Origin of the sequence: Pseudomonas sp. 3296, from assembly GCF_031456615.1 — a bacterium.
GTDB lineage: Bacteria > Pseudomonadota > Gammaproteobacteria > Pseudomonadales > Pseudomonadaceae > Aquipseudomonas > Aquipseudomonas mucoides.
Genome location: NZ_JAVDUY010000003.1, coordinates 324,010 through 348,669, shown reverse-complemented (window position 1 = coordinate 348,669; position 24,660 = coordinate 324,010). Strand labels below are relative to the sequence as shown.

General features: G+C 58.5%; 30 protein-coding genes. 11 read left to right on the top strand and 19 right to left on the bottom strand.

From position 1 onward, the window contains the following. Window positions 1–20: 20 nt before the first annotated feature. The 3 genes from J2X66_RS09955 to J2X66_RS09945 all read right to left on the bottom strand — a co-directional run bounded on the left by J2X66_RS09955 (window position 21) and on the right by J2X66_RS09945 (window position 2,166). Window positions 21–752 (bottom strand): GntR family transcriptional regulator, encoded by a 732-nt coding sequence (locus J2X66_RS09955; RefSeq protein WP_027924896.1) that lies wholly within the window; start codon window positions 750–752, stop codon window positions 21–23. A 312-nt stretch (window positions 753–1,064) separates the two neighbouring features. Next, complete coding sequence (locus tag J2X66_RS09950) at window positions 1,065–1,568, bottom strand: murein L,D-transpeptidase family protein (protein ID WP_027924897.1); 504 nt, start codon at window positions 1,566–1,568, stop codon at window positions 1,065–1,067. Window positions 1,569–1,614: 46 nt separating this feature from the next. Then, complete coding sequence (locus J2X66_RS09945; RefSeq protein ID WP_310263632.1) at window positions 1,615–2,166, bottom strand: NUDIX hydrolase; 552 nt, start codon at window positions 2,164–2,166, stop codon at window positions 1,615–1,617. Window positions 2,167–2,312: 146 nt separating this feature from the next. Here J2X66_RS09945 and J2X66_RS09940 point away from each other — a divergent pair, with 146 nt between their 5' ends. From J2X66_RS09940 to purT, 5 genes are all read left to right on the top strand, one after another. After that, a complete protein-coding gene (locus J2X66_RS09940; RefSeq protein ID WP_027924899.1) occupies window positions 2,313–2,912 on the top strand; it encodes a CoA pyrophosphatase in 600 nt (199 codons plus the stop codon). Between the two features lie 53 nt (window positions 2,913–2,965). Continuing rightward, window positions 2,966–3,490 (top strand): gamma carbonic anhydrase family protein, encoded by a 525-nt coding sequence (locus tag J2X66_RS09935; RefSeq protein ID WP_027924900.1) that lies wholly within the window; start codon window positions 2,966–2,968, stop codon window positions 3,488–3,490. Continuing rightward, the gene (locus tag J2X66_RS09930) at window positions 3,487–3,702 is read left to right on the top strand and encodes a DUF1289 domain-containing protein (RefSeq protein ID WP_310263628.1); all 216 of its coding nucleotides are present in this window, start codon (window positions 3,487–3,489) and stop codon (window positions 3,700–3,702) included. Before J2X66_RS09935 ends, J2X66_RS09930 begins: the two co-directional genes overlap by 4 nt. A gap of 86 nt (window positions 3,703–3,788) precedes the next feature. After that, window positions 3,789–4,256 carry a VUT family protein gene (locus J2X66_RS09925; protein ID WP_310263625.1) on the top strand — a complete coding sequence of 156 codons (468 nt, stop codon included), beginning with the start codon at window positions 3,789–3,791 and terminating at the stop codon, window positions 4,254–4,256. Window positions 4,257–4,355: 99 nt separating this feature from the next. Then, window positions 4,356–5,537 (top strand): formate-dependent phosphoribosylglycinamide formyltransferase, encoded by a 1,182-nt coding sequence (gene purT, locus J2X66_RS09920; RefSeq protein WP_140666515.1) that lies wholly within the window; start codon window positions 4,356–4,358, stop codon window positions 5,535–5,537. An 86-nt stretch (window positions 5,538–5,623) separates the two neighbouring features. Here purT and J2X66_RS09915 read toward each other — a convergent pair whose 3' ends face one another. The 8 genes from J2X66_RS09915 to J2X66_RS09880 all read right to left on the bottom strand — a co-directional run bounded on the left by J2X66_RS09915 (window position 5,624) and on the right by J2X66_RS09880 (window position 12,020). Further along, window positions 5,624–6,940: an MFS transporter gene (locus tag J2X66_RS09915; RefSeq protein ID WP_310263622.1), complete on the bottom strand. Its 1,317-nt coding sequence runs from the start codon at window positions 6,938–6,940 to the stop codon at window positions 5,624–5,626. A gap of 378 nt (window positions 6,941–7,318) precedes the next feature. Next, a complete protein-coding gene (locus J2X66_RS09910; protein WP_310263619.1) occupies window positions 7,319–8,170 on the bottom strand; it encodes a DNA cytosine methyltransferase in 852 nt (283 codons plus the stop codon). Then, a complete protein-coding gene (locus J2X66_RS09905) occupies window positions 8,131–8,331 on the bottom strand; it encodes a Com family DNA-binding transcriptional regulator (RefSeq protein ID WP_310263617.1) in 201 nt (66 codons plus the stop codon). Before J2X66_RS09905 ends, J2X66_RS09910 begins: the two co-directional genes overlap by 40 nt. A gap of 2 nt (window positions 8,332–8,333) precedes the next feature. After that, window positions 8,334–8,717: a DUF4376 domain-containing protein gene (locus tag J2X66_RS09900; protein WP_310263614.1), complete on the bottom strand. Its 384-nt coding sequence runs from the start codon at window positions 8,715–8,717 to the stop codon at window positions 8,334–8,336. Between the two features lie 119 nt (window positions 8,718–8,836). Next, window positions 8,837–10,006, bottom strand: coding sequence for a glycine-rich domain-containing protein (locus tag J2X66_RS09895; RefSeq protein WP_310263612.1), 1,170 nt, complete (start codon window positions 10,004–10,006; stop codon window positions 8,837–8,839). Beyond that, the gene (locus J2X66_RS09890; RefSeq protein ID WP_310263609.1) at window positions 10,006–10,545 is read right to left on the bottom strand and encodes a phage tail protein; all 540 of its coding nucleotides are present in this window, start codon (window positions 10,543–10,545) and stop codon (window positions 10,006–10,008) included. Before J2X66_RS09890 ends, J2X66_RS09895 begins: the two co-directional genes overlap by 1 nt. Beyond that, a complete protein-coding gene (locus J2X66_RS09885; protein ID WP_310263607.1) occupies window positions 10,538–11,659 on the bottom strand; it encodes a baseplate J/gp47 family protein in 1,122 nt (373 codons plus the stop codon). The genes J2X66_RS09890 and J2X66_RS09885 overlap by 8 nt, the downstream gene beginning before the upstream one ends. Next, window positions 11,643–12,020 carry a GPW/gp25 family protein gene (locus tag J2X66_RS09880; protein ID WP_310263605.1) on the bottom strand — a complete coding sequence of 126 codons (378 nt, stop codon included), beginning with the start codon at window positions 12,018–12,020 and terminating at the stop codon, window positions 11,643–11,645. The genes J2X66_RS09885 and J2X66_RS09880 overlap by 17 nt, the downstream gene beginning before the upstream one ends. 111 nt (window positions 12,021–12,131) lie before the next feature. Between J2X66_RS09880 and J2X66_RS09875 the strand changes: the two genes are divergently transcribed. Next, window positions 12,132–13,091 (top strand): hypothetical protein, encoded by a 960-nt coding sequence (locus tag J2X66_RS09875; RefSeq protein ID WP_310263602.1) that lies wholly within the window; start codon window positions 12,132–12,134, stop codon window positions 13,089–13,091. 35 nt (window positions 13,092–13,126) lie between these two features. On the opposite strand, the gene J2X66_RS09870 is transcribed toward J2X66_RS09875, so the two are convergent. The 5 genes from J2X66_RS09870 to J2X66_RS09850 form a co-directional block, all read right to left on the bottom strand. After that, window positions 13,127–13,678: a phage baseplate assembly protein V gene (locus J2X66_RS09870; RefSeq protein ID WP_310263600.1), complete on the bottom strand. Its 552-nt coding sequence runs from the start codon at window positions 13,676–13,678 to the stop codon at window positions 13,127–13,129. 90 nt (window positions 13,679–13,768) lie between these two features. Beyond that, the gene (locus tag J2X66_RS09865) at window positions 13,769–14,803 is read right to left on the bottom strand and encodes a late control protein D (RefSeq protein WP_310263599.1); all 1,035 of its coding nucleotides are present in this window, start codon (window positions 14,801–14,803) and stop codon (window positions 13,769–13,771) included. Beyond that, window positions 14,791–14,997, bottom strand: coding sequence for a tail protein X (locus J2X66_RS09860; RefSeq protein WP_310263597.1), 207 nt, complete (start codon window positions 14,995–14,997; stop codon window positions 14,791–14,793). Before J2X66_RS09860 ends, J2X66_RS09865 begins: the two co-directional genes overlap by 13 nt. Beyond that, a complete protein-coding gene (locus tag J2X66_RS09855; protein WP_310263595.1) occupies window positions 14,997–15,878 on the bottom strand; it encodes a phage tail protein in 882 nt (293 codons plus the stop codon). Before J2X66_RS09855 ends, J2X66_RS09860 begins: the two co-directional genes overlap by 1 nt. Beyond that, window positions 15,878–18,466: a phage tail tape measure protein gene (locus J2X66_RS09850; protein WP_310263593.1), complete on the bottom strand. Its 2,589-nt coding sequence runs from the start codon at window positions 18,464–18,466 to the stop codon at window positions 15,878–15,880. The genes J2X66_RS09855 and J2X66_RS09850 overlap by 1 nt, the downstream gene beginning before the upstream one ends. Before the next feature lie 18 nt (window positions 18,467–18,484). Between J2X66_RS09850 and J2X66_RS09845 the strand changes: the two genes are divergently transcribed. Further along, window positions 18,485–18,745 carry a hypothetical protein gene (locus J2X66_RS09845; protein WP_310263591.1) on the top strand — a complete coding sequence of 87 codons (261 nt, stop codon included), beginning with the start codon at window positions 18,485–18,487 and terminating at the stop codon, window positions 18,743–18,745. A gap of 59 nt (window positions 18,746–18,804) precedes the next feature. Here the strand turns inward: J2X66_RS09845 and J2X66_RS09840 are convergent, their stop codons facing one another. Beyond that, window positions 18,805–19,119 carry a phage tail assembly protein gene (locus J2X66_RS09840; protein ID WP_310263589.1) on the bottom strand — a complete coding sequence of 105 codons (315 nt, stop codon included), beginning with the start codon at window positions 19,117–19,119 and terminating at the stop codon, window positions 18,805–18,807. Between the two features lie 159 nt (window positions 19,120–19,278). On the opposite strand from J2X66_RS09840, the gene J2X66_RS09835 reads away from it, so the two are divergent. After that, window positions 19,279–19,602 (top strand): hypothetical protein, encoded by a 324-nt coding sequence (locus J2X66_RS09835; protein WP_310263586.1) that lies wholly within the window; start codon window positions 19,279–19,281, stop codon window positions 19,600–19,602. 109 nt (window positions 19,603–19,711) lie between these two features. Here J2X66_RS09835 and J2X66_RS09830 read toward each other — a convergent pair whose 3' ends face one another. After that, window positions 19,712–20,074: a DUF6124 family protein gene (locus J2X66_RS09830; protein ID WP_310263584.1), complete on the bottom strand. Its 363-nt coding sequence runs from the start codon at window positions 20,072–20,074 to the stop codon at window positions 19,712–19,714. A 562-nt stretch (window positions 20,075–20,636) separates the two neighbouring features. Here J2X66_RS09830 and J2X66_RS09825 point away from each other — a divergent pair. Both J2X66_RS09825 and J2X66_RS09820 read left to right on the top strand, forming a co-directional pair. After that, entirely contained in the window at window positions 20,637–20,828 is a 192-nt protein-coding gene (locus J2X66_RS09825) for an antitoxin (RefSeq protein ID WP_083376334.1), read from the top strand. After that, window positions 20,818–21,087 (top strand): type II toxin-antitoxin system RelE/ParE family toxin, encoded by a 270-nt coding sequence (locus J2X66_RS09820; protein ID WP_083376335.1) that lies wholly within the window; start codon window positions 20,818–20,820, stop codon window positions 21,085–21,087. The genes J2X66_RS09825 and J2X66_RS09820 overlap by 11 nt, the downstream gene beginning before the upstream one ends. 556 nt (window positions 21,088–21,643) lie before the next feature. On the opposite strand, the gene J2X66_RS09815 is transcribed toward J2X66_RS09820, so the two are convergent. Further along, the gene (locus tag J2X66_RS09815) at window positions 21,644–22,276 is read right to left on the bottom strand and encodes a hypothetical protein (protein ID WP_310263580.1); all 633 of its coding nucleotides are present in this window, start codon (window positions 22,274–22,276) and stop codon (window positions 21,644–21,646) included. A 774-nt stretch (window positions 22,277–23,050) separates the two neighbouring features. Here J2X66_RS09815 and J2X66_RS09810 point away from each other — a divergent pair. Then, a complete protein-coding gene (locus J2X66_RS09810; protein WP_310263578.1) occupies window positions 23,051–24,655 on the top strand; it encodes a hypothetical protein in 1,605 nt (534 codons plus the stop codon). Window positions 24,656–24,660: the final 5 nt, after the last annotated feature.

Genomic DNA, 24,660 nt, shown 5'->3' with positions numbered 1-24,660 from the left:
GGTTCTCGGTCTTGGTGACGTTATCGACGAAGCTCTGCGACAAAGTCGTAGTAGTCGTTGCGGCAATAGGTGTCGGTGACTTCGATCGGCGTGTTGTCTTCCAGGTAACCGACCCGCGTCATCAACAACATGGCGGTGCCAGGGGCGATGCCGACCAGGGCGGCGAATTCGTCCGAGGCGTTGATCGCCTGGATGTGTTGCAGCGCGCGCACGACCGGTTTGCCGATGCCGTCGAGGTATTCGTAGAGGGAGTCGCCCACGGCTTGCGGTTTGGGAATGATCGAGGCGGGCAGGGTGCTCATCTCGATCGCCATCACGGTGTCGTCGGCTTTGCGCAGGCGTTTGAGTCGCGCGACTTTGTCGTTCGGCGAGAGACCGAGACGGATCAATTCTTCGTGGGTGGGCGGGGTGATTTCCCGTTCCAGCCATTGCGACCCCGGAACGAAGCCTTTGAGCCGGAGCATTTCGCTGAAACCCGAAAGGCGCGACAGCGGTTGTTCCAGGCGTGGGGTAATGAACGTGCCGGAGCCCTGGTGGCGGCGGATCAAACCTTGCTCGAACAGCACTTCCAGCGCCTTGCGTGCGGTGACGCGGGAGATGCCGAGCCTTTCGCTGAGGCTTCGCTCCGACGGCATGGCCTGTTCGGCTTTCCACTGGCCGGCATGGATGGCCGCTTCCAGATTGCGCGCCAGTTGCAGGTACAACGGCGTGGGTTGGGTGTCGTCGGGGCGCAGGGCCTGGAGATCGTTCATGTCAGGAGTCCGGGGCGGATATTGGAATGTTGTCGCCCGTGAATGGGCTGGAAATTAATACCACTTAAATACCATGTCAATGCCAGCACTTTGCTGCGGGCGTGGAAAAGCCTGCCCTGTTATGCGGACTTATAGGCGGGTGGATTGAAGTGGTATTAACGAGGGGGCTTTTGAGCGCAAAGATCGCAGTCTGTGGTGACGCTTGCGCGGGGAATTGGTATCACCCCGGCAGGCGTTGTCTCAAGCTGTGATCTTTTGAGATTATTTTTTGCTGGCGACCGAAGGTAGCCGTTTGTGGTGAGGGAGCGGGGTTTACGGGCGGATTTCGATCATCGTGCCGTCCGGTACCAGGTTCCAGACTTCGCGCATGTCCATGTTGCGCATGGCGATGCAGCCGTCCGTCCAGTCCAGGGTGTGGAACAGGTCTTCAGGGGTATCTTCCGTGTCCGGGGTGCCGTGGATCATGATCATGCCACCGGGATCGACACCTTCACGCCGCGAACGGGCGGAGTCGCTGATGTTCGGGTAGGAGATGTGCATCGCCAGATTGAAGCGGTCGCTGACTTTGCGCCAGTCCACCCAATAGAGGCCCTCTGGCGTGCGTTTATCGCCCTCCATCAGCTTCGGCCCCTTGGGATGTTTGCCCAGGGAAATGCGATAGGTCTTGAGCGGCTTGCCGCCATTGATCAATTGCAATTGGTGGGCGGACTTGAGAATCAGGACTTTTTCGATGGCTTTGCCGTCCAGGGTTTCCGCTACGGAAGCCTGCGACATTGCGACGAACGACAAACAGAACACGGCAAGCAACCAGCGCATTGAAACGATATCCCTAGAGGTGTCGGCTATTTTAGTTATAGATGTTTTAAGTGATGGCAGGCTGAGCAAGTGGCGGGATCGACTCGGACCGCACAGGGTAATCCTCGGTCCGCCGGTCAGCGAAGAAGCATTCTAAGGTACGACCCACGGTGCGGAAAGCCAGGTCGGACCAAGGGATGTCGGCTTCTTCGAAAAGCTGCACTTCCAGGCTCTCGGGGCCGGCTGAAAAGTCCAGGTCCGCGAGCTCCGCACGAAAGAACACATGCACCTGACTGATGTGCGGCACGTCGATCAGCGTATAGAGGCTCAGGTTGCGTACCCGCGCACAGGCTTCTTCGGCAGTCTCACGAATGGCCGCCTGCTCGATGGTTTCGCCGTTTTCCATGAAACCGGCCGGCAGGGTCCAGTAACCGCGCCGTGGCTCGATGGCGCGTCGACACAGCAACACCTTCGAACCCCAGGTCGCGACACAACCGGCGACGATATTGGGGTTCTGGTAATGAATCGTATCGCAGCTGTCACAGACAAACCGCAGGCGTGAATCGCCTTCGGGAATGCGCTGGGTTACCGGGTTGCCGCACTGACTGCAAAATTTCATGCTTGGGTTCCTGAATGCTGCGCCTATCTTGGCGTGCGGCGGTGTCTGTCGGCAAGTTGTCGTTTAGCGACATGCCGTGTTTATGGGGTTGGGCGGTCGGTTCGATTGGTGCATGATGCAGGGTAAGGCACAGATCGAGAGCACTCATGCTGGACGAGCTACTTCATCGGGTAAGCAACCACACGCCGACAACGCTGGAAACCGACAAGCGTTTCCCCGAAGCCGCTGTTCTGGTGCCCATCACTCGCAGTGATGAACCGGAACTGTTGTTAACCCTGCGCGCCAGCGGGCTCTCGACCCATGGCGGCGAAGTCGCCTTTCCCGGTGGACGCCGAGACCCCGAAGACCCCGACCTGATTTTCACCGCGCTCCGTGAAGCCGAAGAAGAAATCGGCCTGCCGCCGGGCCTGGTCGAAGTCATCGGCCCGCTCAGCCCGCTGATCTCCCTGCACGGCATCAAGGTCACGCCCTATGTCGGCGTGATTCCGGACTTCGTCGAGTACCGGGCCAACGATGCCGAGATCGCCGCGGTGTTCAGTGTGCCGCTCGAATTCTTCCGCAAAGACCCCCGCGAACACACCCACCGCATCGATTACCAGGGCCGTAGCTGGTACGTGCCAAGTTATCGTTATGGCGAATACAAAATCTGGGGCCTGACGGCGATTATGATCGTCGAGTTGATCAACCTGCTCTATGACGCCAAAATCAGCCTGCATCAACCGCCCAAGAGTTTTATCAACACCTGAAGCCATCGTTCGTATGGCGTGAACCGAGCCTGCCTGGCCTTGAGGACAACAAGATGAAATATCGCCTGGGCGACGCCCGCGTCGAAACCCATCCGCAGAGCTGGGTCGCCCCCAATGCCGTGCTGGTGGGCAAGGTCAAACTGGAGGAGGGCGCCAACGTCTGGTTCAACGCCGTGCTGCGCGGCGACAACGAACTGATCCTGATCGGAAAGAACAGTAACGTCCAGGACGGCACCGTGATGCACACTGACATGGGCTACCCGCTGACCATCGGCACCGGCGTGACCATCGGCCACAACGCCATGCTGCATGGCTGCACCGTGGGCGATTACAGCTTGATCGGTATTAATGCGGTGATTCTGAACGGCGCGAAAATTGGCAAGAACTGCATCATCGGCGCCAATTCGCTGATCGGCGAAGGCAAGGAAATCCCCGACGGTTCGCTGGTCATGGGGTCTCCGGGCAAAGTGGTGCGGGAATTGACCGAGCCGCAGAAAAAGATGCTCGAGGCCAGCGCCGCCCACTATGTGCATAACTCGCAGCGCTACGCCCGCGATCTGGCCGAGCAGGAAGAATGAGCGCCACAGAACGGCCGGTGCTATCGCCCTGCGTGAATATTTGCGCGTTGGACGATGATGACATTTGCACCGGGTGTCAGCGCACGGTGGAAGAGATCACCCGCTGGAGCCGAATGACCAACGACGAGCGCCGCGCGGTGTTGGGGTTGTGTCACGAGCGGGCCAAATCCAGCGGCCTGCTCTGGATGATCGGCAAAAACCCGGACCTGTAGCAGCCTTCGGCAGCTGCTACAGGGTTTGGTTGTTGGGCAGGGCTGAAGTAATCTGTGCGCCAAATTGACAGGTATCCCCACGCCCCATGCTCTTCCTGATCGCCTACATCAGCAGCGTCGTGCTGATCAACTACGCCTTTTCCACTGCCCCGCACCTCGACATCATCTGGTCGGCCTGGGGTGGGCTGGTGTTCGTACTGCGCGACATGGTGCAAACCCGCTTCGGCCACGGCGCCATCGCCGCGATGCTGGCCGCGCTGGTGCTGTCCTACGTCACTTCCGATCCGTCCATCGCATTGGCCAGCGCCACGGCATTCGCGGTGTCCGAGTGCATCGACTGGCTGGTGTTCAGCATCACCAAGCGCCCGCTGCACGATCGCCTGTGGATAAGTTCGGCGCTGAGCATTCCTCTCGATACCTTCATCTTCTTCGGCATGATCGACGCCTTCACCCCGGGCGTGATCCTCACCGCCATGGGCTCGAAGTTCGCCGGCGTGACCGCCGTGTGGCTGATCATGGCCTGGCGCTTGCGCAAACAGGCCGTCGTCAGCTGAAGCCAAAGCCTTCGGTTCATGTAAAATGCCGCGCTTTCTCCCCATGGGAAGCGCGCCAGGCGTTGCATCCCTCGATGATCCGCTTCTTGAGGACCTGAGATGACCCGTATCGGAACTCCATTGTCGCCAACCGCGACCCGCGTATTGCTGTGTGGCTGTGGTGAGTTGGGCAAGGAAGTGGTGATCGAGCTGCAACGCCTGGGCGTTGAAGTGATTGCCGTGGATCGTTACGCCAACGCGCCGGCCATGCAAGTCGCCCATCGCAGCCACGTAATCAACATGCTCGACGGTGCTGCCCTGCGTGCCGTGATCGAAGCCGAGAAGCCGCACTTCATCGTGCCGGAAATCGAAGCCATCGCCACCGCCACCTTGGTCGAACTGGAAGCCGAAGGCTTCACCGTGATCCCGACCGCGCGCGCCGCGCAACTGACCATGAACCGCGAAGGCATCCGCCGCCTGGCCGCCGAAGAGCTGGACTTGCCGACCTCGCCGTACCACTTCGCAGACACCTTCGAGGACTACAGCAAAGCCGTTGAAGACCTCGGCTTCCCGTGCGTGGTCAAGCCAGTGATGAGCTCGTCGGGCAAGGGCCAGAGCCTGTTGCGCAGCGCCGATGACGTCAAAACCGCGTGGGACTACGCTCAAGAAGGCGGTCGTGCCGGCAAAGGTCGTGTGATCGTCGAAGGCTTCATCGACTTCGACTACGAAATTACCCTGCTGACCGTGCGCCATGTCGGCGGCACCACGTTCTGCGCGCCGGTCGGTCACCGTCAGGAGAAGGGTGACTATCAGGAATCCTGGCAGCCACAAGCCATGAGCCCGGTTGCCTTGGCTGAGTCCGAGCGCGTTGCCAAAGCCGTGACCGAAGCCTTGGGTGGCCGTGGTCTGTTTGGCGTTGAATTGTTCATCAAAGGGGATCAGGTGTGGTTCAGCGAAGTCTCGCCGCGTCCGCATGACACCGGCCTGGTGACCCTGATTTCCCAGGACCTGTCGCAATTCGCGCTGCACGCGCGGGCGATTCTGGGCCTGCCGATCCCGTTGATCCGTCAGTTCGGGCCTTCGGCTTCGGCGGTGATTCTGGTGGAGGGGCAATCGACCCAGACCGCTTTCGCTAACCTGGGTGCGGCATTGAGCGAGCCGGATACGGCGTTGCGTTTGTTCGGCAAGCCTGAAGTGAATGGTCAGCGCCGGATGGGTGTGGCGTTGGCGCGGGATGAGTCTATTGAATTGGCTCGAGCTAAAGCGACCCGTGCAGCTCAGGCTGTTGTAGTCGAGCTGTAACCGAGGCGCGACTATTGCGAGCAAGTTCGGCCCCTACAGAGAATGCGGTTCCTGTAGGAGCCGGGCTTGCCCGCGATGGTGATCTTTCAGGCCACCCGATTCAAATCGTTGTGACGCGTTTCCTTCAAGCACAGCACCGCAATCAAGCTCAGCACCGCCGCCCCCGATACATACCCTCCGACATAACTCAAACCACCCATCGCTACCAGTTTCTGCGCAAAGAACGGCGCCGCCGAGGCCCCGACGATCCCGCCCAGGTTGTAGGCAGCCGACGCACCGGTATAGCGAACGTGAGTTGGGAACAGCTCCGGCAGCAACGCACCCATCGGCGCAAACGTCACACCCATCAGAAACAGTTCGATGCACAGGAACAGCGCTACACCCCAGGTCGAGCCGTGGGTCAGCAGCGGTTCCATCAAGAACCCGGACAGAATCGCCAACACGCCACCGATGATCAGTACCGGTTTGCGTCCGTAACGGTCGCTGGCCCATGCCGACAGCGGCGTTGCTGCGGCCATGAACAGCACGGCGAAGCACAGTAAGGCGAGGAAGGTTTCACGGGTATAGCCGAGGGTCGATACGCCATAACTCAGCGAAAACACCGTCGAGATGTAGAACAACGCGTAGCACACCACCATCGACCCGGCGCCCAGCAGCATCGGCGCCCAATATTGGCTGAACAGCTCGACCAGCGGGATTTTCACCCGTTCCTGACGGGCCATGGCATTGGCGAATACCGGGGTTTCGTGGAGCTTGAGACGCACGTACAACCCGACCATCACCAGGACGGCGCTGAGCAGGAAGGGAATCCGCCAGCCCCACGAACGGAATTGTTCGTCATTCAGGGTCATGGCCAGGGTCAGGAATAGCCCGTTTGCCGCCAGAAAACCAATCGAGGGGCCAAGCTGCGGGAACATACCGAACCAGGCGCGTTTGCCCTTGGGTGCATTCTCCGTCGCCAGCAACGCCGCACCGCCCCATTCGCCGCCCAGTCCCAGACCCTGGCCAAAGCGCAGCACGCACAACAGGATCGGCGCCCAGGCGCCAATGCTGTCGTAACCCGGCAACACGCCGATCAACGTGGTGCAGACGCCCATCAGCAGCAGCGAGGCCACGAGGGTGGATTTTCGCCCGATACGGTCACCGAAATGGCCGAACAACGCTGACCCCAGCGGTCGCGCAAGAAAGGCGATGCCGAAGGTGAGGAACGCCGACAGCATTTGCGCGGTGCCGGAGGTCTGCGGGAAAAACACCGGCCCGATCACCAGTGCGGCCGCAGTGGCATAGACGTAGAAGTCGTAAAACTCGATGGCGGTGCCGATGAAGCTCGCGGTGGCTACCCGAGTGGCGGAGTTCGTCGGTTGCGCAGGCGTGGTTTCGGTATAAGTCGTGCTGGTCGTCATGCGGTTATCCCTGACAGTCATGTGCCCCAGTGGAGCGAATTATTATGGTCGAACACCCAGGGATGTGGGTTTTGATGCGGAGTGCGGGTAGCACTGGGGTGAGGCGGGGCTTGGGTAAGCGCCCCGATTATAGGAAGGCGCCTAACGATCGAACAAGCGCAAATTCTTGTAGCCGTTGCCGAAGGCCGCGTCCGGCAGCTGCTACAGGGGGAGGGCGGGGTGATTAGAGGATGGCAGGCACCTGATGCCGAGCGCGAAAAACTCGGGCTCGAGGGCGAGGTAAATGGAGTTTAGGTTTGTTGCGTGTGGTGCAAGGGAATTGCGAATACTGAGTTGCTGAGAAGGCAGCGGAGATGGTGGTCTCTGCTGCCTTTGTTTTTAGTGTGCCTTAATTAGTTTTTCGGCGATCCATTGCGCGATTTGCGTAACGACGGCGTTTCCGGCAGCGAAAGCCTCTGCAAGGTTGGACGCATCCAGTCCGAGGCAAAGCCCATCATTTTCAGACGCTCGCTGCCGCTCAGCCATCTGATGCCATCCGTTCGGTTGAGCGATGAAAGTGGTACAGCCCATAGCGATTTGGGAGCCGGCTTTGTTTGCCAATAGAGTATTGGCAGCCCATGCATCCGCGGGGCGTGGCCACGCGATCTTGCTAGACGCTGGAGGTATTGCTTCCACTGGCGCGGCGTCAGCCAGCAGCTCGAGGGGGGGCATTTGTCGATGACCTGCGACCAGGAATACGCGACGACGTTGCTGGGGGACTCCGAAATATTGAGCATTAAGCACTCGCCAAAATCCCACATACCCGCAGTCCGCAAGGGCCCGGATGACTGTTTCAAAGTCTTGGCTATCGTTGATAGCGAGCAGGTTAACGACATTCTCAAGCACCACCCAGCGAGGTTGTGTCTCTTTGAGGATTCGTATGACTTCCCAGAACAGGCCGCTGCGTTGGCCACGCAGGCCTCGGGTTTCTTTATTGCTGGGTCTGGCGCCGGCCAGGCTGATGTCTTGGCAGGGAAAGCCGCCGGTGATGACGTCAACGGGGCTGAGGTTGTGGGCACCGCAGTGGCGCACGTCTTCGAATTGGGTGGCGCGTGGAAATCGATCGGCAAGGACAGCCCGGTTGATGGGGTTGAGTTCCACTTGCCAGGCGGTGCGGTAGCCTGCGTTTTCGAATCCGACATCAAAACCTCCTATGCCTGCGAACAGGCTTCCAATGGTGGGCTGGGGCATTTCTGCGCTTCTATGGGCAGATGCTCAGGGCATTCGGATAGGAGGCTCGGGGCCTTCAGGTGATTGAGTGTCCGGCAGCGCGGGCACTTGATTTGTAGTTCGATGAAGCCGCGCACGGCGGCGAGTTTGCGGTGGCATTCGCCACAGCGGATTTCCTGCATGGTTATGCCCCTTGTGCGGCTGGCCAGCCATGATCGAGCATGTCGACTGTGTAGGTCCCTTCGGCCAATGCTTCAAGTAACTGACATTCGCGATCAAAGCAGGCCTGGACATGGGCACGCACGGCAGTCGCGACGGCAATCAGCTGTGTTGCCGTCAGCTCGACCGGACCGCTTAGCGCCTTCCAGATGCACACGTAAGTCGGGTCAATGACCGCCGACAGTGCCGCTGCTGTGATCAATGCCTGGCTTTCGCGGTTGGTATCAATGCTCACGCCGTTAACGGTGATGCCGGCTGTTTCGTGCTCAAAACGCACGTTTGCAATGTGTGCGGCATGACCTTCAAACGTGATGGGGGGCACGGTGAACAGCCCATCGGCGTACTGCATGCCTGACTGAGTGTCCTTTGCGCACGCCACCCATATTAAAGAGGGATGGAACCTGCCTTGGGGATCGACGTTTGTCACTTCCACCACCGTTGTGCCTTCTATTCGTGCCCACATGTTCATCACCATTGGATCGTTACCTGACCATCTGCACCATCCGATGCAGTGCCATTACCACTACGCGCGCCCACTCCGTTGCCCCCATACCCCGGCCTTCGCGGCTTTCGGGAGTCGGTCCACGTGTGTGAGAACCACTGGCTTTCGCCGCCCTCACGATGAGCGGCGAAGTTGTATGGGCCAAGAACCTGGCCAATCTGTTCGATACTGTGATTTTCATCGCCACCGTAGCCATGGCCCGCGGTGTGTGAAGCGCTATTGACCCTTCCGCCGTGGCCACCTGTTGCGTACATGAGGGTGCCGATCGACGATGTGCCGCCGTTGGTGCCGCCAGCGCCCTTAACCGAAGCGCCTATGCCGCCTGCCCCCACCGTGACCATCAACGTCTTGACGCCGGCAAGGTTGATCAGTTTTTTGGCAATACCACCAGCGGAGCCACCCGCAGGGCCGGGGTAAAAGGCGGATAAAGATCCGCCGCCACCGCCTCCAATGACCACCACCCACGCCTTAGTCACGCCGTCGGGAACCTCCCAGGTGAACACCCCTGGCGTCTCGTAGACGGCTCGGCCACGGAACGGGAACAGAGCGGCGAGTGTTTCAGACGTCACCATGGCGCTGTTGTCGGTGCCCGACTTGACCATCGATTGCGTCGCCAGCCGCGCAATACCCGGCGCGCTCGCTGTCGCCTGAACGACCTTGATGGCGATGGCCTGGAACACCCTGAGTGCATTCATCGGTTTGTTGGTGTCTGCGCCTACCTCGGCTTCACGCTGGGTGGCGAAGGGAATGCCAAGGTCGGCTAAATGGGTGGGTGTTGAACCTGAAGTGACGGTGCCTTTGGTGTCGACGAGTACCTTTGTGTAGGTGCCTGCGGTGACGCCGCTGTCTTTTAATATCAATGGGATGTTGGCGTGGGCACTGCCGTCAAAGGTGACCCTGCCGGTGGCGGCACCGGAGATGGAAATCGTCCGGGCCGTGGCCAGTTGCACGGCCTTTCCAACGGCGAGCGAGCCCTCTATGAAGGCGTCCACTTTCATCCTGAGCCACCGCGTGCGGCTGGCCAGTTGTTTGGCCTGCTGATTGGAAACGCCTTCCGGGCCGCCGAGTACGGGGTCGGAGGTTTCGAGCTGGTAGATGCCGCTTGCCCAGTCTTTTGATTCGCGTAAGTCAGCCATTAGCTGCTCCCATGGTTGTATTGGCCGTCGTAACTCGCGACGGCGTTGTAGCGGATGGCGACGGTCTGGTAGTCGAGTGACACGAGGCGGCAGCGTGCCGGGGCGATGGACAGCAGCAGGCGGCGCAACAGCACCGCCTGATCGTTGGTGACGACGCGTTTTAGAACGACCCGATACAGCGGCCACGCTTGTGCACCTGGTTGAGCGTCGGCCCCTTCCTTTAGGGTGACTTCGCCAAAGCCCAACAACCGGATGACCTCGCGGATGGCCCATGGGGTGCCCTTGAAACGGTGCAGTTCAACGGCGTTTTTAATGAGGTTGCGCTTGGTTTCTTCGGATTCGGCCAAGCCCCAGGCCGCCTCGTCGAGCAGGGAGAACTGATCCGCCAGGGTCGAGAGTAGCGTGGGCTTCGCCAGGTCGATCAGGTAGACCAGCATGGCGTTGAGGTCCAGGTCGGCCAATGCTTGATCAAGTAATTCACAGAGCAGCGCGAAACGTTCATCGCCGGCCAATGCGGGGGGCAGCGGCTGATCAGTCATAGGCCACCCCGGCATCGATCAATTGGATGGCGGTGCAGTTGGCCCACTGATCGCCCTCTAGCTCGCGAAGGCCTGTGGGCAGTTGCAGGTAGGCGCGGTACACGCCGGGAACTTGAAGCGCGGCGGTGAGTTGTTCTGGCACCAGATCGCGGCCGAGTGCGGCGCGGCATTTATTGGCATAGGTCTGTGCGGCGGTATGGGCGGCCGCCATGGTGACGCCGCGGTCCGCGTTGGCGTAGAAGGTGATGTTTGCCTTGATCTGGTAGACGACCTCGGTGGGTGACTGTGCGCTGACCGTGTCGCACAGCGGGCGAAGTTTTTCGCCACTGACCTGGTGTTCTATGCGCTGTAGTAGATCGTCCGTGGGCAGGCCGTGGGTGGTCAGCGGGAACAGGGCGACGTGGCCGTCGGGCTGGCCTTCGTCTGGGCCATGCACGGCGACGTCGATGATGGACTGGTGCACCGCCAGTGTGTGGTAGCGATATGCGGCGCGGCTGCCGGCGTTGCTGAAGGCCTCGGGGGCCAGGATGATGCGCTCGCGGTAGCGGTCGTCGTCTTCATCCTCGGCACCTTGGGTGGTGAGCGTGATGTTGCTGGCGGTCAGGCCTGCCGCGGGCGGGTTGCCAAGGGCGCTGATCTGGCCGGCGGTCCAGCCGTTGCCTTGTATTCCGGTGATCAGGGAGGTGGCGGTGACGGTGACGTGGGTTTGATTAACGGCCATCACCACGTCGTGATCGGTGATGAAGGTGAGCTTGGTGTCTTGGGTGCTGACCCGAGTGCCGATCGGGATCAGCAGCGGCCGGGTCACGGCTGCGGGTATGGTGAAACGTAGGGTGCAACGGGCGGCCTGGGCCAGCAGCCTGGGGGTGGCCACCAGTTCGCCGAGGTAGTCGAGGATTGGGCCGCGGGCGAAGCGCACCAGCAGTTGTTCGCCGGCGTTCTGGATGCTCATCTGCAACCGGGACACGGCGTAGGCAATCTGGTCGATGTACAGCCGCTCGATCTGGGCCGGGTACAGGGTTTTGCCCGACTTCTGCTCGTAGCGGGCGATTAAATGGGCCTCTAGGGCGGCGGGGTCGATTTTAATGAATTCGGGTTTAGGCAGTTCGCGCATAGGGCACCTCGGTCGACTGGGGTACTTGGCCGGCGACACGCCATTGCACCCGCACGGTGATCTGCGCGGTATTGATCTGGATGTGCACCTGGACCACGGCGACGCGGGGTTCCCACAGTCGAATCGCGTCGACGGCCTCGCGCACCAAGTGGGGCGTGACGCGGTTAGTGGGCCAGTCGAGGTACAGGTGCAGGTCGCTGCCAAATGTTGGGCGATGGGGATCGCTGTCCTTTGGCGTGCTGAGGATGATGCGGATGGCCTGGTCGATATCGCGCAGGCCCTCGACCACCTCGCCGGAGGTACCGAGGGCGGGCTGCCAGTGGGTGGCGGTGATGCTGGTGTGGGGGATGGGCGTTGTCATGGGCCCATGATGATGCTGCTAACGCCCTGCAGCTTTTAATCAGGTTTAAAGATGCGAGCGGACCTACCGCATGGCAGACTCGATGTATGGACGAGATGGATTAGGAAAATAATGAAGGCTAGCGAAAGAATAAAAGCTCAAAAGGTGGTCGATAAAATCCAAGTCGGTAATTTTGATGAGAATGATATCGACAACCTCTTCATGCGCCTGCGTGCCTACTCTGCGGGGCACCGGGTCTTTCGCGAAGCAGCAGATTTTGTGGCTCACAATGACGCAAGAGACCGAGGCTTACTGAACGAATCTCTGGAGAATATTTACCTAAGCTTCAAATACTTTTTGGAATACGCGATGCCAGATGCGCAAGGGTTGAATGTTTCCAACCCGATTCCTATTTACATCAAAAAACTCATGATCTATCAGGTGGACAAATGTAAGCCTGAGGACCTCAAAGAGAAATTCAACGTAACCCCTGAAAGACTCAAATCGCGTATCGATACGTTCTTCAAAGACGATAAGAAAAGCCAGACCACGCAGCTGCAACTCTTTAAGCTCGGTAAAGATGGCTTTGCTCCCTTCCAGTATCTAGTCAGCTTTATCGTAAGCTATCCAGCTTTCACCGGGGATCAGTTGTTAAATGACTTGCTTGCCGTTCTGCGGTTGAACGCGTTGAGCTTCGACGAGCAAGCGATAGTTGCGCAAAAACCAATCATCCTCCTCTGCGTAATGCTACTTATGCATGAGGCGCGATTTGTGCTCGCTCACGGTGCGACTGCTGAATGTCGGGTGACGGTAGAGGAAGCAGTAATAAACAAAGATACACCGCTCGAACAGGCAGGGCCGGAAGCTGGACTGATTCAGGTAAAAGGAACCGTTAGCTTGACTCGTCCCAACGGAACCCCTCTACAAATCTCGTATCCGATATTTCAGTCAGGCTTGCGCGCCATAGATTATTGCGATGCCTCACTTTTCGATGTGGGCTTCAACCCAGAAACGCCGGAATTGAATACCTTGCGACTTGATCTTGAAGGAGATTTATTGCTTTCAGTTGATGGAAAGCTTGGTAGAGCATGAGGCATTGCCATTTCGGCGATCCACGGAACAGGAACTCAATGATCGTGATGATTCGAGTTCCCGCCAACGTCCATGACAGTACCTTTCACATCGACGTTGCCACCCACACTTAGGTTTCCTTCCATCTGCAGGTCACCATTCAACGTGACCTGCGCAATCTCCAACGTCACCGAAGGCGCTTTCACCACCACCGCTTCACCCGACTCAACCGTGATGTTGCGCCCGCACTTCACCACCAAAGCCCCCACGCAATCCAGTGTCATCACCCCGGCCGCACGGTCGTAAGTCGACACCGTCCCATCGCTGAACCGCACATAGTCTTTGTCCGCATCCACCACCGGTGGGGGTTCGTCGGTTGAGTAGAGGCCGCCCAGATAGATGCCGTCCACGCCCTCTGCATCGAGCAGGACCGCTACTTGTTCGCCCAGTTCGGGCATGAGTGGGCGGCGTTTTGTGCCTTGGGTGTTGCGCTGGGGGACGTTGAGCCAGTAGGTCTGGAGGCCGTCGCGGTCGGCTAGGCGGACTCGCAGGCGGCAGGTTTTGTGGTCTAGGGCGGTGACTTCGCCGTATTCGAGTTGGGTAGGCATGGGGGCTCATTTTGGTCTGGTGAATGAGGTGTGAATTTGCTGGCCTCATCGCGAGCAGGCTCGCTCCCACAGGGATTGTGGTGGGTTGGGTTAATGGGGGCGGATACGGCAGACGTGTTGGTTGGTGGTGTAGCCGCCGTTGCGGGTGATGCGGTGTTGGGATGAGGTGATGAGGTAACGGCCGCCGAGTTGGCCGGCGGCGGCCAGGGTGATGACGTTGCCGCTGAGCAGGTTTGGGCGGCCGATGGCGGCCCAGCTGCCGGTGGTGCGTTCGCGGTTGGCTTGGGCGAGTTGGGCGTGGGCTTTGGCGTTGGCGGCGTCGGTGGAGGCGCTGCGTTTGCGGGTTTTTTGGGTGTCGCCGCTGGTGGTGATTTGGCTGAGGCTGCTGGGGGCTGCGGTGGTTTGATCGTTGTTGAGTGTGACGGTGTGCAGGTGTTTGGTGGCGGGGTCTTTGTGTTTGAGTTCGATGGATTGGGGGACGTTTTTGATTTGGTCGCGCAGGTTGACGTTGCTGAGGTCTTGGAGGACGAGCGTTGCCACCGGTGCGGCGTTGGCCAGTTCACTGATGGCGTGGAAGACCAGGTGTTGGCCGGTGACTTTGAAGGCGTAGTCGTACTCGGTGGCCAGGTTGCGCAGGAAGGTCAGGTCGGCGTCTTGCTGGGTCAGGCGGTCGAGTGGGATGGGTTGGATGGTGCCGATCAGTTGCAGGCCCTGGCGGGTGGCGATCTGTTGGGCGATGGCGGCCAGGGTGGTGTTCTCGTAGGCGTGGTGTTCGGTCGTTCTTAAGGCCGCTTTGATGCCGGTGGCCAGACCATGGAGGGTGATGGTCGAGGGTGGGCCGTTGAGTTCGACCTCATCGATTTCGAAATGGCCGAGTTGACGAAGGGGCTGGCCTTCCCAGCCGATGGACAGGGCCAGGCTGTCGCCGTGGCCCGGGTACCATTGATCACGCCATTTGCCTGCGGTGTCTTCGAGTTCGACCGCCAGGCTGTCGGCCTGGCCGGTGAGGAAATCGGTGTAGGACAAGGACAGCAGGTGCTGGCTGACGTTGCGGGTGATGTTGCGCTGTTGGTAGGTGAGCACGAAGCGCGCGTGTGGCACTTGGCTGGGCGTCATCGTATCCATGGAGGCAGGTCTTCTGTGGTGGGCAGCGGTTGCAGTACAGGGATGGCGAGGGTCAAACCCGCGGGCAAGGTGGCGCTGATGGGCACGTGGGGGTTGGCCTGGACGATCGGTAAATAACGGTGGGCGTCGCCGTAGTACCGCCAGGCCAACTGGTCCCAACGCTCGCCTTCGGTGGTGGTGTGGACGATGAACATCAGGCCCTCCGGGTCAAGACGTGCGCGGCCAAACCGGCCAGGCGGGTGTTGGCCCCGTCCATGGCGCTGACGGCGTGGTCGAGGGCTTCGCGGGAGGCGGAAAAGCGGCTGGCGATGTTGCCCAGGCGGACGGGGGTCAGACTGGCGCGCGCGCCCATGACGCTGCCCAGTACCCGCTCCCCCAGGCGTGATAAATCGGCGCCTGTGTCGAGTAAGCCCGCCACGGTGGCCAAGCCTTGCAACGGCTCGATGGCCCGTGCCGTGATGCCGAGTAATTGCGGCACTTGGCTAAGGATCATGTCGGGCGTTTCGTTTTTTACCGCGTGGTAAAGCTGTTGCCCTGCCTTGAGGATGTTGCCGGCGGTTCTCGCATGGGCGATCACCTGTTGCGTGGTGCTGGGCGATGGCATCAGGCGCGAGATCAATCCGGGTGAGCCGCTGGTGGCGGCGGATGTCCCGCTCAGGGCGGCGTCGTGTAGGCCGGGGCGCACGACTTTACGGGTGAAGCTGCCGGTGTATTCCGTCAGGCTGAGCTGCACGGTGGCCGCTTTGATCTGCCCGGTGGCCGTGGTGCGCCGCAGCGAGTTGTTGAGGGTTTTGATGACGTAGGCGCCCAGGTATTCGCCGCTGCCCATGACGAAGGCCAACGGTTGGTGTTGGCTTTTGGCCTGGTGCAATGCGCGCAGCCGAGCTTCGGGGTCACCGAGCACGGGGTGTAATTCAAGGGTCAGGTTGCATTCATCCAGGCCTTCGCCCATCCATTCCAGTAGTGGCTTGCCTTGGATGCGCGCATGTTCGGCCCAGTTGGCGGAGCCGCTGTGCGCCATGGCGGTGATGCCGCCTGCGACGGTGAATTCGATATCGCCCAGGATGGCAAACATCAGGCGGTCACCTCATCGGCGGGGCCGTAACTGCGGCGGCGCTTGTCGTGCAGGTAGCGTTCCATCAACCGCACCCATTCGCTGTAACTGGCGTGCAGACCTTGGTTGATTTGCTCCATGCCGGCGCCGGCTGGCAGGTGGATCTGCGGCGAAAAATGGAAGGTCATTTGGCCCGCGGCTTCTTGGCCCCCTGCGGCTGACCTTGCGCCAGCGGCGCCCATCAGGCTGGCCCTGGACACCTGCGCGGGATTAGGCGGCGCCAAGTCGACCGCGCTTTGTGCCGCCATGCCCAATGCCGCCTCACGGACCAAGCCTGATTGGGCGCTGATGCCGAGGGCCGCGCCTTCGCTGATGTTGGCGCCATAACCGATGAACACCCGGCTGGGCGATTCGATGCCGAGGGTTTCGGTGAACCAGCCCTTAACGGATGAGCCAATGCCTACGACGCTGTCTTTCAGCGCACCGGCCATTTGGCTGATCCCGTTGACCAGGCCGGTAACGAGCATGCCGCCGAACTCGGTGAACGTACCCGGCAACTCAACACCGAAGTACGTCATGACGCCGGCAAAGGCGCGATAGAACCAGCCGACCGGTGAGAAGTTGACCAGCAACCCGACGATACCCAACAGCCCGCCACTGAAGCCGGTTTTCACCTCGTCCCACAGCCCGGTGAAAAACGCTTTGATCGGCGCCCAGTGGCGATAGATCACATACGCTGCCAGGGCGATGCCGGTGATCAATAACCCGATGGGGTTCATCATCAAGGCCCTGCCGAGCCAGAGCACGGCCTGCCCGGCGAGCTTCAACCCATACAGCAACGTACCGCCCAAGACCTTGCCCAAGAACAGACCGCCGCGAGCGATGACCCGCAGCGGGCTACTCAAGGCCAACGCCACTCCGCGCAGAAACGCGCCGCCGTATTTCGCCACCGTACGAAACCCGCCACCGGCACGTTTTAAACCAGTGATCAGGGGCGAGAACTTGCCCATCTGCCACAGGCCGCGCAGCAAGGTGAACTTGGCGGACAAGGTGTTGACGGCGGTGCTCATGGCCACGAACGGTGCCATCACCAGATTGGCACCGTACGCCACGCCAATGAAGGCCATTTTTCCGAGCAACAGACCGCCAACCAACCCCACCACGCCTTTGATCAATGCCGGGTGTTCACCTGCCCACGCGGAGAAAGAACGCATCAGCGGAACGACGGCGCGGCTGACGTCGACAATCGCGGGCAACAACGCGTTGCCGACCGAGATGCCAATGTCGGCCAGGTTGATGCGCAGTTCCTTCAGTTGTTCTTTAGAACTGCCCATGCGCTTGGTCCAGTCCTCATCCAGCACGCCTTTGTCGGCGGCCGCCTTGCTGCCTTGCTTGATGCCGCTCAGGTCTTGCTGGTTGGCCAATGCCGGCCGGACAAAGGACAGCACTTGCTGGTCGGCGAACAGCTCGCCGAGTTTGTAGGCCTCGTCGAGCCGGTCCAGGGCCGTCTGCCGCTCTTGCTCATCCTTGATGTGCAGCGCCTTGCCGTACTCGGCGGCGGCCGCCGGGGCCTTGGTGCCCAAGTGCGTGGTGAGGATTTTGATCATCGATTCTGCGGGGGAAAGCCCTTCGCTGACCAGGTCTTTCATGCTGCCCTTGAGATCAATGCCGGCCTTCTCGAACGCCTTGAGCGTGTCGGGCGCGGTAATCTTCGACAGGAAGTTTTTGAAGTTGTTGGCGGCCTCGTCATTGCTGCCGGCACCACGCCGGGCGATCTGTAGCGATGCGCCGATCTCGGCCACCGCACGCTCCCCGGTAATGCCCAAGGCGGCCAACTGAGGCGTTAATTGCGGCAGCCACTTGGCCATGTCGGCGAGCTCGAACTGGCCGCTTTTGCCGGCGAACGCCAGCATGTTCATCGACCGTTCCAGCCCCGCCGCGCCAATGCCCAAGTTGTCGTTGAGGGCGATGGCCACCGAGCCCAGGTTGTTCATGCTGGCACGGGTGGCGGTGGCGGTTTTGGCCATGACAGGGGCGTACTCGGCCAGCTCTTTGGCACTGGCAATGCCGCCCGCGATCAAAATGGCGGTGCCGTTGGCCACTTCGGTTTGGGTCTGGTTCCACTTCAGCGCGGCACCGCGCATCACCGTACTGAGGCGGGCTTCCTCTGCTGGATCGAAGCCGCCGGTGATGGCGATGTCACGGGTCTGGTCTTGAAAGTCGATGGCGGTTTTCATCGACTGAACAATCGGCGCGCCCAGTGCCGCGCCAGTGCCGGCGACTTCCATGGCCTGGCTGCGCAGGTCGCCGCGTTTGGTTTTGAGGGCTTCACCACGGGCGATGCTGGCGGTGAGGCTGTTCTGTTTGACCTTGAGCTGGTCGAGGGTTCGGCCCACCGCATCGTATTGCCGGCGCAAACGCTCGACACCCGTGCCGCCACGGGCCAACGACGCCGACAGCTCATGGCCCATCAGCTGCTGCTTGGCCGTGAGGCCATCAAGGGCGCGGCCCAGTTGCTGCACGGTCGACTTGGCCGAACCGAAGGCGGCATTCAGGCTGCCAGAGACAACTGCTCCAATTTTTAACCCGACGAGGACTTCGTTAGCCATAGTTGCTACGCTTTGGGCATGTTTGAAAAAGCCGCTTTACGCACCGCCAAGATTCTTTATGCACTGGCCATCGGCGCCGGTGTGATCGGGCTTGCCTGGCTGTGCCTGGTTCACTTGCCGGTGTGGGCGGCGGTGCTGGTGTTTTGTTTGACGCTGCCGCTGCTTGCCCTGGCGGCCGCCCCGATTGCGGCGGGCGGCGCGTTGTTGGCCGGGTTGGCGGTGGGCCTGGTCACGGTGGTCAGCTACTGCCTTGCTCGGCGAGTTCGAGCCGACGACTGATCTCACGCCTGCACACGTCTACCCAGCGCCAGTACTCGACCATGTCGAGCCCGGCAATTTCAGACGGCTGCATTCGCAGCACCAGCAACAGCGCCTCGTCCCAGGCGTGCAGCAACGTCGCCTGCGGCTGCCATTTCCCGCAACACCTCGGTGGCTAACTTGGAGTCGGCGATGTCGAACTCGGCGAGGTCTTCCAGGGTAATGCCCAGCATCTTGGCCACGAGCATATCTTCCATCACGCCTTCGTCTTTGGTCACGGCCTGGGCGGCGCTGATGTCTTTGCGTTTTAGGCGCGTGATCGGCCGCGTGGTGAGGGTGTCGCCGCTGGCGCTTTTGAAGGGGAATTTGAGGGTGAAGCTGAGTACGTCGGCCATTTGTTGATGCTCCAAGGCGGGCTGTTGTTCAAGAGCCCTGAGCATCGCACCTGGCCGTGGTGCTGACTTTTAATCGAATTTAAAGAGACAGCGTTTGCCGGGGAACTGACCTAAGATACTAAGCCCATGACGCGGCTCAGCCCAAAGGAGATGGTTGATATGAGTGATGCAAAAAAACAGCAATTCAACGGATTGGTTTCAAAGATTCTGGATACGTTAGCAGCGGCATGCCCTGTGCCAGTCGAGATAACCGTCGAGACGTTTGGACTTCCCAAAGGGGCTTTTGATAGCAGCCCTGCACCTAGTGGTTTCATTGGTTTTGTGGGCTCCTACAATGAAACCCCTGAGGAAGAGCTGCTGAATAGCACATTGGGGTGGCTCGCAGCGGAGGGGTTCATTAGAGCGGGTGAACATGCAGATCACTATGTAGCGACCCTGCAGACTCTGACATTGCGCGGCGAGATTCCAAACGCCCTTCAGTGAGAAAAGCTCCCTGATGTCCTGCCTGCTTGTGAATTGTGGCTTGGTCTAAAGCCGACACCGTCGAATCCTCTATAGCGAGGGGCCAAGCCCCTCGCTATAGATTGGGTGACTACTTAGGTGGGACGTAGGCATCCAGCATGCGGTTCGCCGCCAGTTCCCCCAGCATGATGACCTGTTGAAGCGCCAACAGGGTATGCCGGTGAGGGCCTTCCACCAGTGCCGCCACGTCGCCGGCCATGACACTGGCCGAGGCCAGATTCTCACAGGTTTGGACCAGCAAGGTTTCGTGGTCGATGTCTGGGGCGATCATAAAAATAGTGCTGGGTGTGCGAGGAGTATTGTTCATGAGCGCTGCCGGATTGAGGTAGAAATCAAGGGCGCGCTCGGCGGCCTCGTTGAGTTTTTTTGAGTCGACAGACTCATATGGGGATGCCGGATCGGCGCCCGGCGGATTGGGTGTAACTTTGAACATAGATGGAACTCCGGTTTCGAATATTGAGGAGCCATCACCCTCGCTACCAAACGACGGGTGGCGGCCATACGCGGGTTGGTAGACCGGTCGAAACAGGAAACCCGGCGCTCGCAAAGGAGCCCCACGCATGCCCACCATATAAAGCCGAGTCCCAAATAAGAGACTGCATAGGTGTCGCCATGCGACTGTTTCGTAGCGGGCTACCAAACCCGATCACTGTTTTTCAGTGACAGGGAAACGATATAGCCCACCCGATAGCCGCACAAGCCGGCGGATTCTGTCTGAACCGTAGGCAACGGCGCAAGGTCTTGTAGCCTTCGGGACGTAACACCGAGTGTCTTTAAACACGCGTTACTAAACGCGTGAAAGTTTTCAAAAAAATCGACGAAACGTCTGACATTTTTTTAGGGTTGGCTGTCGGAAGCGAGAGGTTTAGTGTGGTTGCTGCCGTCTGGTAGAGAGAGGGGGCGCCTGGCGCTTGCAGAGCTGCACTTCATCTCTACAGCCACGACAGCGAGCCACATACCGATTAGACTGCTAGGTATTGATCCCGGAGGTCACTATGAGCGCCGAACTTTCCCCCATCGTTTCAGAGTTTGAAACCGAAGAGCAGGCCGCCAGCTACGACCGTTGGTTCCGTGCCAAAGTGCAGGCGTCGCTCGATGATCCACGCCCGAATGTCCCTCACGATCAGGTGATGGCTGATATGCGAGCCCTTATCGAATCCAAGCGCACTAAGCGCGATGCTGGTTGAGTGGCGGCCCGAAGCGCGGGCTGAACTCTGGCAAATCCTTGATTATATTGGCGACCGACACGTTGTAGCCGCCAGCGAGCTGTACCAAGCCATTGAGGCCGCTACTACGGCCCTGCCGCAACATCCCTACCTTTATCGATTTGGTCGTGTGCCCGGCACGCGGGAAATTGTTGTGCACCCCAATTACCTGGTGGTCTACCGGGTGACGGATCGAATCGAGATCGTGACCGTTTTGCATGCCAGGCAGGAATACCCCTGACCCCCAATCAGGGCTGTTTGCCAGGGGGCGTGCGCACGTTTTCCAACCAATAGGAAGCGTCCGACATTTTGTCGGGCGCGGCGCGCCCACATCCGCCGTCCGCCTGCAATCATGTATGGCATGCGCGATGACGTGGTGTTTTTTGGGCTGAGGTTTTGGTAGGCGATGCCGGGTTGGTCACCGGCGGATGGGGATGACGCTGAGGTGGTGTCGCTTCTTGGTTGGGGGCCGTGCGGGCTTGAAAAAGGATGGTCACTGTACGCCGGGAAAGGAGCCGGTTGGGGGAGCTTCGCAATCCCGGTTGCCCGAAGGCACCCGGCGTACAGTGACCATCAATGTCAGGCATGGACTGCCTGTCCCTTTGAAGGCGCACGTATGAGCTAACGTGCTACGAGCTGCTGCGCTCGGTCACTGCGGGTGGTGACGGGACATACTGTATCGATGGGCGCTTGGGGCGTCAGCCGGGCGATTCTGTTGTGGTTGTAGGTAATGGCGTTAGGGGTTGTAGCCTTCACGAATTCACACCGCGTGCTCTCAAAGCGGCTAATCCTGGCAGTTAGCTATGCTGCCTAATAAACAGATTCACTCCCTCAAGCATGAGCGAAACTCGCTTCCGATCGCTCACCTCATCCCATGTGCCATGGGCTGCAGCATTGCGAACCCCACCCCAAGACTCAATATCCTTCATATCTTGTTTTGATATCAGTTCGGATGCACGAAGCGCCTGTGCGTAACCGCTAATACTTGGTTTCTTGCCATTTAGGTCTATCCGCTTGTCCTCAACCCACGTGCGGAGAAACTCTTCCAGCGTCGCACCAACCAACACAGCCGCGGCTGCAGGGTGGCATTCGGATTTGTCCAGTAACGCGTGTGCCTGCTGCAGAAAATCCGAAACCACATCGATTTCCGCCTGTCTCTTGGGCGACAACACGTCATGGAGCCCTGCTTCCACGTAAACAATGAATGCATTGAGTACTGCCCTTGCTCCTCGAATACCCGAATCCGTGCTGTATTTATCAAAGTTACCTACTTGCTTGTAGAAGTCGCTTTCCTGTCCAGCGTAGGTTCGTAGAAACTCACGTGCCGCGGAAAGAGCGCCAAAAAAATGCATTTGACCTTCCTGCTTGGGCACTTTATCCAGCAGGGCTATGATCACCCCAGTCTTCTCAACTAGCTGCTCTGGCGTCATGAATGGCTCCCCTTCGTATCAATTAATTGGCTCTATAGGTGTTGTTTTGTTAACACGGCCTGCCTGATTCACGTCACCTTCTTTGCTGGGGACACTTGGTTCAAAAAAGTTCTCATAGCCTTACGATAATTAAATAACATCGTGTAGCCCACAGTCAGGTCGTCTCCTTCCGAAGGCGGAGGGCTGACGAAGGGGGCAACTATAGCGATAGATCTATCATTCCATTTTCCGCCGGCGTGACATAAAACGTTTCTTGCCGCGATCAACTCGTAGCATCCATACGCCGACCATTGGTACCTTGGATCAAGGTGAGTGGCCAATTTTTGCACCTTAGACTGTGGAAAATTTCCTGCAGTCTCTTCGTGTCCTATCAGCGCCTCATCCATCATAGCGTCAAGAATCACGACAAGATCTTGGATTAACATTTTAATTACTTGTTCAGATATCTGTTTGAAATGCGTATTTGGGTCTCGCCGAAACGTTAACGTTTTCCCATGGCTCTGGTGGGCTAGAAGAGTGGACGCATACGAGCAGTCCGGTGATACCCAGTCTGCGGAATCTCTCGCGCGTCCATCTATGGTCGAAAGGTCGCCAAACGCGACCTCCTTGGCCATGTGCAATGAGTGAATTAGCGTGTAAAGCGTGTTTGTCCAGACGTTTACTCTTTCCCAATCCATGAGGACTCCTAGCTGATTGATCCTAATTTTTATCGTCGCGAGTTACGGTCCAGCATGGTTCAATGCACACCATCTTCTTCACTGAATTAGCGCTTCCATGCCAAACAATTCTGCGATAGACACCAGCGTTCTGATCACAATATTGGGCTTGATGGCCGCTGTCTGGGCCGTTGTCCCGGCCAGTAACCGCCTGCGTTTTCGGCTGAGCATGTCATGGTTCGACTGGGGTGTCGCTATCGGGGCATTCCTACTTATCCACTATCTTGTCTTTGAGCAGTTTCTTCGTTCCATCGGCCTGTACTACAGTTTTGGGCCCTGGAAGTGGGGATTAGACAAGGGAAGTGCAGTCTACCTTCTGCTACTCGGGTTAGGCCTCTACATACTTTTGCGCGCGCGAACACCAAAGCTGGCAACAGGAAAACTCGGAACTTTCGAGGAACTGGTCAACACTTTCCTGCTGACGAAGCGGTACGACGAGCTTTTCACCCTCATCGAACCTCACCTATTCAAGCTGTTTAAACTCGCTAAGCACCGGTCTTTACTTGTCCGATTGATCAAAAAAATACGCCCTGCACCTTTTAAACTGACGTTGGAAATTGAGAATGGCAACCCGATTTTTCGGTCGGTGAACGAGGGCCTGATTCAAGCGACTTTTCGTTCGGCGATTACCAAACTTGAGTCGAAGCTTGCTGCTCGTGGGTGTCTTGCAGACAGGGCTCGGGATGTTTTAAAAAGTGTTCTTAATCAACCTAAGTTCGTTGCCTACCTAAGCGTGAGTCATCCCCATTTTTGTTTGAGGATTTTGGCGATCCCCGAGGTTATCCGGGAAGATTTTACAGATCTGTTCGTCGCGGCGCTCATTGCTGACAACAATAGTCTTTTGTACAGCGAATTGAAGAACAATCAAAACTTGAATGGCCGTCACCGACTCGCTCTGCCGACCTCGAATCGTATTGTTTACTTTCTATTTAACGATATAACAACTGCTGAGCGCCTGGCCTTGTATAAACCCATCGGAGAAAGCGTGTGTAGGTGCATTGATGAAGACCTCAAGCTAATCGATGCTTATAACCTGTCATTGGGCTATTACGACCAATCAGGAAAATACCGTTGCCCAGTCTATGCGGCGGTCAAACTTTTCGAGATCATGATTCATGAAGGCATCCACCAGGGAATGCAGGATCATCTCTGGCTGTTTTACTTTACTCATTTCACTGACAAGATATTGAAACAGCTACGTGATCAGCAGACTGACGACTTGAACCATGAGTGGCCCACACCGTTTCATTTTTTGATCTGCGAGATCGTCACAATAACTTCAAACTGGGTCGATGACTGTATTGAGGTCAAGGAAGCTTTAATATCAGATCAGGTCAGTAAAGCGGAGGGCTTCGACAGTCAGTACATATCCAAGCAAGCTGCCGAAGCGCTGGGGACCATCATTCAAAGTATCCTCATGTCTCCAAAGATCGATGATCGATTCAAGGGTTACGTCCTTGAGATCATCCTTGAGAAATTTAGGAGATTTCAAAGCCGAAAAGATGCAGATACCGTGGCGCATGCATTCATCAACTCGATGATCTTCGGAAACGGGTATCTTAAAGAGGGCTACCACCAAGAGCTTCGTCGAATATACAAAAATCTTGATCATGCTCTTAGGCATGATGTTGAGAGTTTTGATCTCGCTCTAAACGCTGCATAAAGGTG

Coding starts and splice junctions, on each gene's coding strand:
- J2X66_RS09820 (WP_083376335.1), top strand. CDS start 20,818: ATGCTGGTTGAGTGGCGGCCCGAAGCGCGGGCTGAACTCTGGCAAATC.
- J2X66_RS09940 (WP_027924899.1), top strand. CDS start 2,313: ATGCTGGACGAGCTACTTCATCGGGTAAGCAACCACACGCCGACAACG.
- J2X66_RS09885 (WP_310263607.1), bottom strand. CDS start 11,659: ATGCGCGAACTGCCTAAACCCGAATTCATTAAAATCGACCCCGCCGCC.
- J2X66_RS09865 (WP_310263599.1), bottom strand. CDS start 14,803: ATGGATACGATGACGCCCAGCCAAGTGCCACACGCGCGCTTCGTGCTC.
- J2X66_RS09850 (WP_310263593.1), bottom strand. CDS start 18,466: ATGGCTAACGAAGTCCTCGTCGGGTTAAAAATTGGAGCAGTTGTCTCT.
- J2X66_RS09825 (WP_083376334.1), top strand. CDS start 20,637: ATGAGCGCCGAACTTTCCCCCATCGTTTCAGAGTTTGAAACCGAAGAG.
- purT (WP_140666515.1), top strand. CDS start 4,356: ATGACCCGTATCGGAACTCCATTGTCGCCAACCGCGACCCGCGTATTG.
- J2X66_RS09945 (WP_310263632.1), bottom strand. CDS start 2,166: ATGAAATTTTGCAGTCAGTGCGGCAACCCGGTAACCCAGCGCATTCCC.
- J2X66_RS09905 (WP_310263617.1), bottom strand. CDS start 8,331: ATGCAGGAAATCCGCTGTGGCGAATGCCACCGCAAACTCGCCGCCGTG.
- J2X66_RS09840 (WP_310263589.1), bottom strand. CDS start 19,119: ATGGCCGACGTACTCAGCTTCACCCTCAAATTCCCCTTCAAAAGCGCC.
- J2X66_RS09860 (WP_310263597.1), bottom strand. CDS start 14,997: ATGTTCATCGTCCACACCACCACCGAAGGCGAGCGTTGGGACCAGTTG.
- J2X66_RS09815 (WP_310263580.1), bottom strand. CDS start 22,276: ATGACGCCAGAGCAGCTAGTTGAGAAGACTGGGGTGATCATAGCCCTG.
- J2X66_RS09855 (WP_310263595.1), bottom strand. CDS start 15,878: ATGTTTGCCATCCTGGGCGATATCGAATTCACCGTCGCAGGCGGCATC.
- J2X66_RS09880 (WP_310263605.1), bottom strand. CDS start 12,020: ATGACAACGCCCATCCCCCACACCAGCATCACCGCCACCCACTGGCAG.
- J2X66_RS09915 (WP_310263622.1), bottom strand. CDS start 6,940: ATGACGACCAGCACGACTTATACCGAAACCACGCCTGCGCAACCGACG.
- J2X66_RS09910 (WP_310263619.1), bottom strand. CDS start 8,170: ATGCCCCAGCCCACCATTGGAAGCCTGTTCGCAGGCATAGGAGGTTTT.
- J2X66_RS09925 (WP_310263625.1), top strand. CDS start 3,789: ATGCTCTTCCTGATCGCCTACATCAGCAGCGTCGTGCTGATCAACTAC.
- J2X66_RS09875 (WP_310263602.1), top strand. CDS start 12,132: ATGAAGGCTAGCGAAAGAATAAAAGCTCAAAAGGTGGTCGATAAAATC.
- J2X66_RS09900 (WP_310263614.1), bottom strand. CDS start 8,717: ATGCAGTACGCCGATGGGCTGTTCACCGTGCCCCCCATCACGTTTGAA.
- J2X66_RS09830 (WP_310263584.1), bottom strand. CDS start 20,074: ATGTTCAAAGTTACACCCAATCCGCCGGGCGCCGATCCGGCATCCCCA.
- J2X66_RS09950 (WP_027924897.1), bottom strand. CDS start 1,568: ATGCGCTGGTTGCTTGCCGTGTTCTGTTTGTCGTTCGTCGCAATGTCG.
- J2X66_RS09835 (WP_310263586.1), top strand. CDS start 19,279: ATGAGTGATGCAAAAAAACAGCAATTCAACGGATTGGTTTCAAAGATT.
- J2X66_RS09890 (WP_310263609.1), bottom strand. CDS start 10,545: ATGACTGATCAGCCGCTGCCCCCCGCATTGGCCGGCGATGAACGTTTC.
- J2X66_RS09930 (WP_310263628.1), top strand. CDS start 3,487: ATGAGCGCCACAGAACGGCCGGTGCTATCGCCCTGCGTGAATATTTGC.
- J2X66_RS09870 (WP_310263600.1), bottom strand. CDS start 13,678: ATGCCTACCCAACTCGAATACGGCGAAGTCACCGCCCTAGACCACAAA.
- J2X66_RS09845 (WP_310263591.1), top strand. CDS start 18,485: ATGTTTGAAAAAGCCGCTTTACGCACCGCCAAGATTCTTTATGCACTG.
- J2X66_RS09935 (WP_027924900.1), top strand. CDS start 2,966: ATGAAATATCGCCTGGGCGACGCCCGCGTCGAAACCCATCCGCAGAGC.
- J2X66_RS09955 (WP_027924896.1), bottom strand. CDS start 752: ATGAACGATCTCCAGGCCCTGCGCCCCGACGACACCCAACCCACGCCG.
- J2X66_RS09895 (WP_310263612.1), bottom strand. CDS start 10,006: ATGGCTGACTTACGCGAATCAAAAGACTGGGCAAGCGGCATCTACCAG.
- J2X66_RS09810 (WP_310263578.1), top strand. CDS start 23,051: ATGCCAAACAATTCTGCGATAGACACCAGCGTTCTGATCACAATATTG.